Origin of the sequence: Gracilimonas tropica DSM 19535 (assembly GCF_000375425.1) — a bacterium.
In the GTDB taxonomy this organism is placed as follows: Bacteria; Bacteroidota; Rhodothermia; order Balneolales; family Balneolaceae; genus Gracilimonas; species Gracilimonas tropica.
In genome coordinates this window covers 571,489-584,732 of record NZ_AQXG01000002.1, presented here as the reverse complement: position 1 = coordinate 584,732, position 13,244 = coordinate 571,489, and the positions used below count along the sequence as shown (strand labels likewise).

The 13,244-nt window shown below is 44.5% G+C and carries 8 protein-coding genes (1 of these 8 running past the window's edge); all 8 read left to right on the top strand.

Annotation, left to right across the window (positions count from 1 at the left end; all coding sequences use genetic code 11):
* Positions 1-50: 50 nt before the first annotated feature.
* Positions 51-725: an FAD-binding oxidoreductase gene (locus tag B151_RS0106125; protein WP_020402730.1), complete on the top strand. Its 675-nt coding sequence runs from the start codon at positions 51-53 to the stop codon at positions 723-725.
* Between the two features lie 108 nt (positions 726-833).
* A complete protein-coding gene (locus B151_RS0106120; RefSeq protein WP_020402729.1) occupies positions 834-1,757 on the top strand; it encodes an aminotransferase class IV in 924 nt (307 codons plus the stop codon).
* 101 nt (positions 1,758-1,858) lie between these two features.
* Complete coding sequence (locus tag B151_RS0106110; protein ID WP_020402727.1) at positions 1,859-2,587, top strand: sulfotransferase-like domain-containing protein; 729 nt, start codon at positions 1,859-1,861, stop codon at positions 2,585-2,587.
* A gap of 156 nt (positions 2,588-2,743) precedes the next feature.
* Complete coding sequence (xrtX, locus tag B151_RS0106105) at positions 2,744-3,271, top strand: exosortase X (protein ID WP_020402726.1); 528 nt, start codon at positions 2,744-2,746, stop codon at positions 3,269-3,271.
* Complete coding sequence (locus B151_RS0106100; protein ID WP_020402725.1) at positions 3,264-3,755, top strand: hypothetical protein; 492 nt, start codon at positions 3,264-3,266, stop codon at positions 3,753-3,755. The genes xrtX and B151_RS0106100 overlap by 8 nt, the downstream gene beginning before the upstream one ends.
* Positions 3,739-5,037 (top strand): glycerate kinase type-2 family protein, encoded by a 1,299-nt coding sequence (locus B151_RS0106095; protein WP_020402724.1) that lies wholly within the window; start codon positions 3,739-3,741, stop codon positions 5,035-5,037. Before B151_RS0106100 ends, B151_RS0106095 begins: the two co-directional genes overlap by 17 nt.
* Positions 5,038-5,433: 396 nt before the next feature.
* Positions 5,434-7,161, top strand: coding sequence for an OmpA family protein (locus B151_RS0106090; RefSeq protein ID WP_157470704.1), 1,728 nt, complete (start codon positions 5,434-5,436; stop codon positions 7,159-7,161).
* A gap of 140 nt (positions 7,162-7,301) precedes the next feature.
* On the top strand, positions 7,302-13,244 hold the start of the coding sequence (locus B151_RS0106080) for a YDG domain-containing protein (protein ID WP_020402721.1). 21,333 nt of this gene lie beyond the right edge of the window; 5,943 of the gene's 27,276 nt are visible here — the first part of the coding sequence; the start codon lies at positions 7,302-7,304; its stop codon lies beyond the right edge, outside the window.

Sequence of the window (13,244 nt, the reverse complement as noted above, 5' to 3'; positions counted from 1 at the left end):
TTTTACGGTGATTTTTGTATGTATGATAGAAGATCAAATAAGATAAAATTATGGCACATACACTGAAAATCACAGACATTGAAGAAGTAACACACGACGTACGCAAGATCACATTCGAAAAACCGGAAGGATTTGAATTTGAACCGGGTCAGGCTACAGAAGTCGCTATCGATAAAGAGGGCTGGCGGGATGAAAAACGTCCTTTCACATTCACTTCTTTGAACGATGAAGACCATTTGCAATTTGTGATCAAAGTGTACCCCGATCACGACGGTGTGACCGAGCAGATCGGTAAGCTGAAAGTCGGAGATTCCCTTATTATTGATGAGCCCTGGGGAACCATTCAATATAAGGGAGAAGGAGTCTTTTTGGCCGGTGGAGCCGGTGTCACGCCTTTCATCGCTATACTGCGCGATCTTTATAAGAAAGGTAAGATCAGTGGGAATAAGCTCATTTTTTCCAACAAGACGGAGAAAGACATAATTCTGAAGGATGAGTTTGAAACAATGCTTGGGGATCAATTTGTAAATGTGATCACCGATGAGAAACCCAAGGGGGATCATATATTCCTGGACGGTTTCATTGACAAGGACTTTCTCGCATCACAGATCGATGATTTCGATCAGCCCTTTTATGTGTGTGGGCCTATGCCATTCAACGAGTCAGTTATGGGGTACCTGAAAGAACTTGGAGCCGATCCGGAAGCGCTGGTCTTTGAGGAGTAGTAACCTGCTATTAACGGGTAAAACCCTTTCTCAAAGCCGCTAAACAAAGAAATTCGCAACCGTGTCGTAATTTTCTTTTATTTGGGTGCAATCATCACAAATAAATTTATGACGCACGGCACACATAATGCGGTGGAAGACCCGCGAAATGAAGACGTTCTGATCTACGTGAACGGTGAACTGCTTCCCCGGAATGAGGCGAAAATATCAGTATTCGACAGCGGCTATTTGGTCGGAGATGGCGTTTGGGAAGGTTTTCGCCTTCACAACGGTGTATTAGTGTTTCTGAAGGAACATTACGACCGGCTATTTCAGGGAGCGAAGGCGATTGGTATGGATCTTGGCATGACCCGCGAAGAAATCACCGCAAAGATTTGGGAAACTCTTAAGGCGAACGACATGCAAGATGGAGTTCACGTCCGGTTGATGTTTACCAGAGGCATTAAGAAAACGCCTTCGCAAGATCCAAGGCTGACGATCAGCGGGCCTAATTTAGTGATCATCGCAGAATACAAAAAAGCCGACCCGGAAAGCAGGGATCGTGGTGTCAGTTTGTTTACCAGTACCATTCGTCGGGGCTCACCCGATTACCTGGATCCCCGGTTGAACTGCCACAGTAAGCTGCACGAAGTTCAGGCACTTATTCAGGCGCTGGAAGCAGGAGCCGATGAGGCTTTGATGCTGGACATCAACGGATTTGTCTCAACCTGTAACGCCACCAACTTTTTTATGGTGAAAAATGGAGAAGTATGGACTTCTACAGGGCAATACTGTATGAATGGGATCACTCGTGCCAAAGTGATAGAGGTATGTGATAATGCGGGGATTCCGTGTTATCAAAAGAATTTCTCTTTATTTGATGTCTATGATGCGGATGAAGCTTTTGTAACCGGTAGTTTTGGCGGTTTAACTCCGGTAACCCGGGTAGATGGCAGGGTTCTTGCTGAAAAAGTACCGGGCATCATGACCCGAAGATTGCAATCATTATACGATCAGGCTATTGAAGCTGAAGTTATCAGGGCAAAAGCTTGATTGTTTCATTAAGAATATAAATCTCGTTTCGACCGGCTGATAAGTTTAATGAAATGAAGGTGAAGCCATCGAGACGTTCATCAATCATAAAGAATAAATACATGTTAAAGACAAAACGAATTTGTTTGTGGAGCGGTCCACGTAATATTTCAACGGCGCTGATGTATGCCTTTGCACAACGGGAGGATACCACGGTTGTGGATGAACCTTTGTATGCTCATTATCTGGCAAATACAGATGCTAAAGACTATCACCCTGGCGCCGATGAAGTAATGGAAAGCCAGGAGAATGACGGGCAAAAGGTAGTGGAAGACGTTATTCTCGGCGACTACGACACCCCTATAGCTTTTTTTAAGAACATGACACACCACCTGGTGAATTTGGATTGGTCGTTCATGGAAGACACGGTCAATATCATACTTACGCGGCCGCCCAAAGATATGCTTCCGTCTTATGCTAAACAGGTCCCGAATCCAACCATGCAGGATGTAGGCTACGAAAAACACCTGGAAGTTGTGCAATACCTTAGGTCCATTGATAAAAAACCGATCATAGTTGATTCCAAGGATATACTTCAATATCCGCAATCCCGGCTGCGTGAACTTTGCGGAACACTTGGGATTCCATTTGATGAATCTATGTTGAGATGGCCGGCCGGGCCCCGAAAAGAAGATGGCGTTTGGGCAAAATACTGGTACCATAACGTCCACCGTTCTACCGGGTTTCGAGCATATAAATCTAAAAACGAACCTTTTCCTGAAGAGTTGGAAGACCTGCTGGAACGTTCTCAGGAAGCCTACGACCAGCTTATGAAAATGGCCGGCGATTAGAACATCAAAGATCCATCACCGAACCTCGAAGGAAGAAGTATAAGAAGCGGCTCATTGAGTCGCTTTTTTTAGGTCTTTAAATTTCTAAGAAAAGGGTTTATAAAAAAACAAAAGGGTGTATTTTAGGAATCCTGACAAATCAATGATAATAATGGAATGGACATAAGATCACCTATCGTCAAATTTGTTCTAAAGGCACTGTTGATATTTGCGGGCTGGTACATGCTTTATGAGCTGTGGCTGCTTCCTGATGGCTCACTCGATCGCTGGCTATCCCTGAATATCATAGGAACCAGCGCGGGTATCCTTGAGTGGCTTGGGTTCGAGGTTTTTGCGGTAAACCGTATCATCGGAATCGGTGAATACCCCGGTGTGGAGATCGTGAATGGGTGTAACGGTATTGCCGCAATGGGACTTTTCCTTGGTTTTATCTTGTCGTATCCCGGAGATTTTAAAAATCGTCTCAGTTTTTGTGTGGTGGGCATTGGGGTGATCTACCTGGTTAATATCGCCCGTATAATGACTTTGGTGGTAACCCAGGCCATGTGGCCAGAATTCTTTGATTTTACACATGACTATTCCACGACAGCAATATTCTATATCGTCATTTTTCTGTTGTGGATGATATGGGTGAACTTTGCAGACACCAACTTTACCCCTAAAAGAACAGCTGCACATGCGTGATTACGGATTGCGTTTTGCATTGATAATAATAGTTATAACCGGTTATTTCTTTATTCTTCGTCCCGCCCGGGGAGTGATCAACGAGAGGATTTTTCATCCGGCCGCAGAAACGGTAGTAAGTCAGCACCCGGAATTAAATTTTAAAGGGGATGGAAATTCGGTTACCAATCATATCCTCATAAGTCAGGGCAATCAGCTCGATGAGATATATTTCACGGTACCTTTTGGGCTGCACTTTTTATTGTCCCTGACAGGCCTGCTGGCTATACAGGCTAAATCCAGATACTTTTACATTTTGATCCTTATTCAATTTGCAACCGGGGCGTTGTCACTTTTATTTTTTATGATGACCAACCTGATCGGCTTGCAGATGATCTCACTTACCGATTTCTTGATTAGATATATGAACCCGCTTTGTTCATTGGGATTGGTTCCGTTGGCATTCACCTTAAAAAAACAAGCTGCAGATGAGCGCAGAACTTGATAAACAGCATCAAATTTTAGAAGAACTGGTTGAAGAGATTCAGGCAGGGTACCTGTTTGACCTGAACCTGAAACCGGTGCTCGCAAAACTTGAAACGGCCGGAGATATATGGATCCTGGGGGCAGGGAAGGCATCGGTGGAGATGGCTTTACAGGCAGAGCGTTTTTTCGGGGATCGGGTGAAGGATGGGATGATCATCAGCAATGAAGTATCTGATGAGACTGATCGGGTACAGGTGTTCAAAGGAAGTCATCCTTATCCGGATGAAGATTCGTTGTCCGCTTCATATGAATTATGGCAGCTTGCTTCAAATATCCCCAAAGAAGACACCGTGATTTTTTGTCTCTCAGGAGGAGCTTCGTCCCTGTTTTGCATTCTGCCTGCAGGAATAGAACTTGAGGAAATGAGTACCGCCTACGAAACCCTGTTAAATTCGGGAGCATCCATTGAAGAGATCAATACCGTTCGAAAGCACATTTCCGATGTAGGCGGCGGTAAGCTTGGGGCTCTCCTTTCCGGGCATAAACTGATTTCCGTTCTTCTTTCTGATGTACCCGGGAATATCCCGGAAGTGATAGGCAGCGGTCCTACCGTTCCGGACAATTCATCGTACAGAGATGCCTTTCATATCCTTAAGAAGTATCAGCTATGGGATAAAGTACCGCATGCTGTTCGAATTCATATATCAAAGGGACTGCACGGAGATATTCCTGAGAATCCACAAAAAGAGGATACTGATTGGAAACATCATCAACATCATCTGGTCTCCGGAGCTAAAACACTGGCAGATAATACAGGGGAATGGCTCAGTCAAAAAGGGTTTAATGTTGAGGTTGAGGATCAGGCTTATGACATGGAAGTGACCGCAATTTCTAAGAAGATATGTGGTGATGCTATTTCAATATTGGGAAAAAAGGGGAGCCGTAAGTCCCCGGCCGCTTCTGTTTATTTTGGGGAAAGTACGGTGAATGTAAAGTCCACAAAGGGAAAAGGCGGGCGAAATCAACATTTGGCGTTAACAGCGGCCATATCGTTGGAAGGGCAACATCCGGTGTCCTTGCTTAGTCTTGCAACCGATGGAGTGGACGGCCCAACCGATGCTGCCGGTGCTATTGTGAACTCTCAAACCACTCTTTCAGCACGTAAGAAGAAGCTTGAGCCGGAAGATTATCTTCAAAACTTTGATTCGTACGCTTTTCACAAACAAATGAAGACGCTCATCAAAACGGGGCCAACCGGAAATAATTTAATGGATCTGCAAGTTCTTTTAGCCGGTAAATAAGTTTAAGGGAACAGGGCATATCTCTCAGTCAGAAACCCATTATCAGGTTCCGGTTAAAAGTATAGGGCTCAAAATATTAAAGGCTTCTCATAAAGGTTAGGCTTTCTTATAAATCTATTATTTCATAGAAAGTAAGCCTAATAAATGCGACTTTTGTTCGCTTTAGAAAAAATCTGCTCTCCAGGTGGTTTAAGCAAAAAACATTACTTGGTGCCAAACCGGATGATGGATGAATATCAGAGCAGGTTATTCAGTGGATGTTGATCAGCGATTGATTAAAAATATTTCATTAAAAAAACTAAAGATACGTTGGCCCATTATAATGGGCTGAATAGGAAGGGTTTGGTATCATTGGCGCGGGTTAATACGAAAAACGTTGGCTTTTAATACATACATGTGAGGTTACTTACTACTTTTATTTTGGTTCTGATATGTACCAATGGGCAGGTTCATGCCCAAAAGTTTAAGGAGATGTTCCTGGATAAACCGGGACTCCAAATTGGTATGCATCAGGGATATACGCAATTCAATGACACCGGACTGAATTATTACTTCAGGCTTTATAATAAGCACAGCTTCCGGCCAGACCGTTTTGGAGAGTTCAGTATTTCATCGGGTATCATATCCGGTTTGGGGTACAGAAGTCAGCTTACGCCGGTTGAGTATCGTTTTGGGGAGCATTTATCAAGGCTGTTCAATTCTCCGGAACCCTCACTTTTTGGAAAACGAAGCAATTTATTTGTGTACGTGGGTGCAGGTGTTTTGTACAGCAAGCCCTTAGAAGTTGTAGCCCCGGAAGATCCGCTGACTCAAGAGATGGGAAATGCGTTGCCAACCTCCTCATTTTGGGATTTTAAAGGAGGATTGGCTCCGTTTATCCCTATTGGTTTTGGAATTGAACTTCCTTTGGAAGCGGGTGCCAGTTTGAACCTGAGTGCCGGATACAATCAAACACTGTCGATGCTCAAGTTCAACAGTTATGATGTGCCTAAAAGTTACTGGGGGCTTTCGATAGGGATTGATTTCGAACGCAGCAAGCCGGAACCGAAGCCCTATATCCCTCCAACCATGTATTCCATTCAAAGCGTACCCTTGCCGCCTGCTCAGTTGAAACCTCAGGAAACCAATAATATGGTGATCGCAAAATTGAATAACCGCAATGTTCAATTCGATCTGCTTTCATCCAATATCTCTTCAGAAGACCGGGAATGGATCGGACTGGTTTCCCAGGTATTTGAATTCAGCGCAGATGCGCCTTTGATGATGTACGGTCATGCCAGTGCTACCGGAACCGACGCAGTTAACCAAATGATCTCGGAAAGTCGCGCACGGGCCGTATGGCTGGCTTTTGTGGAAGCCGGGGTAGATTACAGAAGCATGGATTACTCCTGGTATGGAGATAGCCGTCCGGTTGCAGAAAATGAAACCGATGAAGGCCGTGCCAAAAACCGAAGAGTGCTATTCACCCAGCGGGATTCAGCCATCACCGTTCAAAGCATGGAACCGGTTGATGCTGAAATTCCCTTTGAAATTGCAAAACCCCTTTATTTAACACGCTATTTCTCATTTGATTGGTTGAAATTTCAGAACCCGGAAGTCAGCTACCACCGGTTAAAAGAGACGGCCAGTTTGCTCGAACAAAATGAAGGACTAAGCTTATACATTGCGACCATAAATGCCGAGGGGTACGAACGGCCCATCTATCGTGAACTTGATAAGGCACGCGCGGAGAAGATCAAGGCAGACCTTATTCATTTTGGAATTACCCCTGACCGCATTGAGACTTTTAATCCTTATACAGAGTCGCTGCCTATTTTTGTGGAAAAAGAGCTGAATCCAAACTACTCACAGCGAACAGCCTTGGTTCCTCACTATGGCTTTAGGGTGCAACTGGGGATACTCAAAAACAAAGAAAAAGCAAGGGTATTTGAGGATCGTGTTAGCAAACAGTTAGATATAAAACTCACTATTGAGTCGGGCAGTGAGGGCAATGGTTACACGATTTTGACTCCGGTCTACCACAAGGTAGAAAATGCTATGAGTAAGCTAAAAGAAATTCAAAAGATCCGGGGATTAGAAGATGCATTCCTGGTACCGGCAACAAAAAATTCAAATAACGAATAGTCGATTTTACATGCAGTTGGAATACAATCAACACCTTATTGGCTTTTTTCTAAATAAATTCAAAGGAAAGTATGCCTTTGTTTCGGTCTGTGCATTCCTACTATTAGTGTTGGGTGGATGCTTTAGGGCAGACTTCGGGGTTGATATTTAAATCTGCAGAGGGTAGTGGAAGATTGGTATTGGATCCAAACGGAGATGGGTTTGTTTCAGAAACGAGTTCTGGGTTTCAATTCAATGATGTAGGGGAAAGTGAGATTTCTTATTTCGGTTTGCCAGTTTTGCAATTAGAACCCGTTAAAGATGTGCGAACAGGAGCAGGGGGAGGACATACTGATTTAGTTGGCTCTGATAATACCAATCAAGCTGCCGCTTTTATGTCATATGATGGGTCCAATTTATTATTCAGAGTCAGAATAGGAGATCAGTCAACCGCTTCTAAAGGATATAGTTTCTTCTTCAACACTGATTTTAACGCATTTGGCCCAAAAGGTGCGAATTTTACAAGTTCAAATCCCGGGTTTCAATTTGAAATAGTTTTGGAAACCGGCAAAGGCATCTCGATCTATTCATTAAATGGAGGGATATCTACTTTAGAAACGACACTCTCAGAAGGACAACATTTTCAGAAATCGATTTCATACACTTCAGTAACAGGGTCAAATGGTTACTTCTATGATTTTTATGTTCCCATTTCAGAAATAGAAAGTGCTATCAGTGGTTTTACTTTTAATCCAAGCAGCACAGAATTCAGGGCTGCTATGGCTACCATTACCAGAGCACAAAGTGGAATTACGGGAACCCTGTCTGATATAAACGGAGTAAATGATTCAAACTTCAGAGACCCGGTTCAGGCATTGGTGAATATTGTTGAGGCCACTCCACCAACTACCTTAGATGATATTGCAGAAGGGGGTGGTGGTTTTGGGGCATCCGTTACAAATGTTCCCTCTGTTTTTACCCCTCTTGTTGAAGGTGCTACGACCATTTCCGGTACCAGTGTGGAGGCAGACGGAACCGATATCATTATTAATATTGATGGAGTCCTAACTACTTTTGAGGATGCCGTTCAAAATAACGAATGGTCTGTAACGGTCTCAGCACTTTCTGAGGGACAAGTAGTAAAAGCTCAGGCCGAAGCAGATGTAGATGGGAAAAGCATATCTGGGGAGACCGATGAATACAACGTTTTTGCAACAGGTTTGCAATGTAGTCCTGCTCCGGTAAATGCTACCGGTGGAGGGAAGTCTGTAGACGGAACCGTTTCTCCTGTACCAAGTGGATTGACTGTATCTGACCTTACCATTAGAATTTATAATACAGACGGCACCATTTATGCAAGTACGGATCCTGCGGACAGCCCAATTGTAAGTGCTGCCATGACTAGCCTTGATGTAAATACCGGTGCATTTGTTGTAGACCAAACGACCTCTGGTGCAAATCAGTTGAGAAGTCAGGATGTAGAAGGGAGATTGATTACTGCACAATTTACTGGTCAATGTGAGTCGGAAAAGGCTGTATTCTCAGCGTCAACTCTTACCGTTACTGACGCTCCGGTCATTACTACTTCAGAAATTACAGAGTCATCATTATCTCAAGATGTGAGTGGAACGGCAGAAGCCGGATCAACGGTAAATCTCTATTACGATGGTACTCAAATCGGAACAACCACTGCTGATGGAAGTGGCAACTGGACGATCTCAGTGAGTGGAGGTACTTTTTTTGCAGGTGGAGAAGTGTATGCCAAAGCTGAAAATACAGCGAATGGGGAGGTGCTGTCACCAAAATCGAATATTGTGACCGTTGTACCGGAAAACCCGGATACCAGCTTAGCGCCGGTTATTGTTGGAGAGTATGTGAATACTACCGGGGTAACTATTTCAGGATATACCAGTGAAGGTTCAAATGTGTCCATTGTGGTTTATGTGAATGGTTCGGAGGTAGGAACGGCTACTTCAGATGCATTTGGAAACTGGGATTTGACCAATGTAGATCTTTCAGGTGATGCCGGAAATGATATCACTGCTACTGCCCAGTCCAGCGGTGAATTGGTTAGTGCACTTTCAGACCCTGTTACCATTCAGCAAGGCGAAAGTACAGCGCCATCTATTTATAATGGAATTGATGAAGAGATCGAATATTCCCAACTGGATAATAACTCTAATACAAATGGAGCTATTTCAGGTTCTGGTTCAGGAAACATCAGAATTTATATTGATGGAGATTTAGCGGCTGACAATAAATCCTTTCCCGTAGATACTTCTGATGCTGCATTGGGAGGAGGCACAATCGGTGAATTGATGAGGCCGGGGGTTCAGATTTTTGCTACGGCTCAACAAACTGGTTTTACAGAAAGTGATAGTTCCAATGTGGTGACTGTGATCTCCGATCCTGTTCGTTATTTGTCGGTATCTTCTATATCTCCGGATCCGGTGCCTTATGGTGGAGGAGAAACGGTGACCCTTACGTTCAGAGTACTGGATGATGGTTTTCAGTTAGAACAAGGGGTAACTGTTAACTTTTCGATATCAGGCGCAACAAATACCCTGAGTTCAACCTCAGGTACCACCGATGCAAACGGCGAAGTCACTATAACTTATACTACAGATGTAGCTGATAATGGAAATACCATCAGCGTTGAAGCTACTGCGGCAAACGCCGATCCATATAATGCTTCTTTCGATATCGAAGCTAAGCCTCCGGTGTTGAGTAACCTCAACCTTGGGAACGACGGATCAGATAATATCACCTTAAGTTTTGATTCGGATAAGCAATTGGGTGCCTCAGCAAGTGACATAGCGATTACGGTTACCGGGCCATCTTCATTTTCTCAATCCTTCAACAGAAGCCAATTTACGGAGTCGGGTTCCTTTACCTACACGTTGAATGTCACTCAGGCCTATGGAGACAATGGCACGTACACAGCAACGCTGAACGATGCGCTGGATTCTTCCGGAAACGACGGGGCCGATGGATCACTTACCGATCAATACACACTTTCTTTAGATAATGACGCACCAGCTTCTGTTACCCTTGTTTCGCCGTCTGCTGTTGTGTTGCGGGCAAGCTCCGGCACTAATAACGTACAAACTTTGGATGTTGGTTACAGCTATTCCGATGCAAACCCAGATGCTGCAACCATCGTTTTTGATGACGGAACCAACACCGCAACCTACAATATTGATGACAGCGGGTACGCCGCAGACGGAAGTACGAAAACTGTTTCTCTGGATCTTTCCTCTCCCGATGCTACAACGGGCAGTGGTTTAGTAGATGGGAATACGTACGATATTCAGATAACGGCAACTGATATTGCCGCTAATAGTGCCGGTGATTCCGGAACGAATTTGTTGACGATTGATAATACAGCTCCTTCGCTCACCACTGCAGAAGTAAACGGTTCAACCCTTGTTCTGACTTATAATGAAAACTTGGATACAGCATCCTCTCCTGCTACATCTACTTACAGTATTGTTGGAAGTGGAACCGGAACTCAAGAGCCATCAGCTATTGATGTAACCGGAAATAAAATTACCCTGACACTGGATACTTCTATTGAATATGGTGAAACGGTAACACTGGATTATACAGTACCGGGAAGCAATCCGGCTCAGGATACTGGTTCTGAAAACGATGCTTCATCACTAACTGATCAGGCGGTTACAAATAACAGACCCGATACAACCGACCCTGTTACTACCATTACCAGTCCGACCGACAGTGACGTGGTTAGCTCAATAAGCAATATTACAGGTGGCGCAACGGACAATGCCGGGGTTACAGGGGTAGAGCTGGAAATTCAAAGAGATTCCGATTCATACTACTGGAACGGAAGTTCATGGCAATCCGGACAGACTACGGTGAGTGCAATTGCAGTAGACGGCACTTTTGATTCAACTGATGAAGATTGGACATATGATGCTTCTTCTATAACCGGGAGTGATACCTATACCGTCACAGCAACTTCGAGCGATGCTGCTGGAAATACAGGAACAAGTCCGGCGGTAGGTTTTACCATTGATGCCACAGCTCCTTCCGGTTATACCGTTGCCTGGGACACAGATCCAATTAACGCAAATAATGACGATGCAGCGGCATTCACAATCACGGATGGTGAAGTTGGAGCGGATTATGAATACACCATTACCAGCAATGGAGGGGCGGGATCCGTAACAAGTACCGGCACAATTGAAAGCACTAGTGAAGGCATTACAAATGTTGATGTAAGCGGATTACCGGATGGAATACTAACGGTAAGTGTCGTGCTCACAGATACTCTAAGCAATGAAGGAAACCCGGCCACCGACACAGCGGTTAAAGATGCAATAGCACCAACACTTTCAAATGTCAGTTTATCAAATGATGGCTCAGGTAACCTGGTAATTACTTTTGACAGCGATGAAGCATTGGGCGGATCAAACTCGGATATCTCTGTAAGCGTTGACGGATCAAATACCACGGATGTATATGTGTTTGATAGAAGTGATTTCACCGAAAGTGGAACAGGGCCGTTTACTTATTCCCTCTCTGTAACCCAGGCATTCGATGACGGTGATGGAACTTATATCGTAAGCATTGATGACGCCATTGATCCGGCTGGAAATGACGGCGGAAATGGAACAGATCAGGATGATTATAGCCTGGACACGACTGCTCCAACCGGATATTCAGTAGCTTGGGATACTGATCCTGTAAACTCAGCAAACGAAGAAAATACAGGGTTTACGATCAGTGATGGTGAAAATGGAGCAGATTACAACTGGGAAATTACAAGCTCAGGAGGAGGAACTACTGTTACCGGATCAGGGACATTTAGTGGAACAACCTCAGAAAGCATTACTAATGTTGATGTTAGCGGATTAGGTGATGGTACACTTACGCTGACTGTGTACCTGACCGACCAGACCGGGAATCAGAGTAGTGATGTTACCGACACAGTTGTTAAAGATACAAGTGTGCCAACATTAGCCGGTTCAACACCAACAGATGATGATACCGGAATATCCGTTCGAACAAACATTGAGTTGAATTTCAGTGAAGCTATAAATGCCGGAACGGGAACAATTGAACTGTATGCCACTGATGGCGACGTACTCGTCGAAAGTTTTGATGTAGTCGCAGATGCAGGAACAGGAGCCGGTCAGGTGAACTTTGATGGCAGCACGATAACCATCAATCCCACCAATGACCTGGAAGGAGTAAAAGCCTATTATGTACAGATAGGGAGTTCAGCCATAGAAGACAATGCTAGAAACACCTATGCAGGAATTTCAAACGAAACCGATCTTAACTTTGAAACTGCTGCTGGTCCTGCAGCAAGCATTTCATTAACAGGACCTGCCGATGTTGTAGCCGGCACTGAAAGTGGAAATTTCACACTTACTGTTTTGGATGCACAAGGCAACGAAACCAATGTAAGCCAGGATACCGAGTTCGCTCTATCAAGTGATCAAAGCGGTGCAACTTTTAATCCGGTTAGCCCGATCACCGTAACCAATGGAAGTTCAAGCACTACGTTCACTTATACAAATTCTACGGTAGGAGATGGTTCTCATGAAATTACAGCTGCGTGGAGTTCGGGCGGAGATGATCTTGGAAGTGCTACTCATGACATCACCGTAAATGCAGGAACTTTAGACAACTTTCTCGTGGAAGCTGCCGGTGGAGGTTCTATCACTGAACAAACGGCTGGCAACTCTTTTAATATTGACATCACCGCCCGCGATGCGAACGGAAACACGGTAACGGGTTTCAGCGGAACGGTAGATCTTAGTCTGAATAATGACGGCGAGTTTGCAACCGGAGACGGAACAACGACTTCTTTCACGGATGGAGTTCTTTCTGATTACACCATTCGGATCGACAGTGCGGCCACCGGTTACCAAATCTCTGCGACCAACGGAACGGAAAACGGTTCCTCCAACACATTCGATGTCGTTCCCAATGCTATTGCTGTACTTCAATTTACCCAGCAGCCAAGTAATGCAGAAGCCGGTGCGGCAATTTCACCGGCTGTGAGCGTTCAGCTTTTTGATAATTTTGGGAATGAAGCAGCCGAGGAAAATGAAGGAATTACGCTAACTATA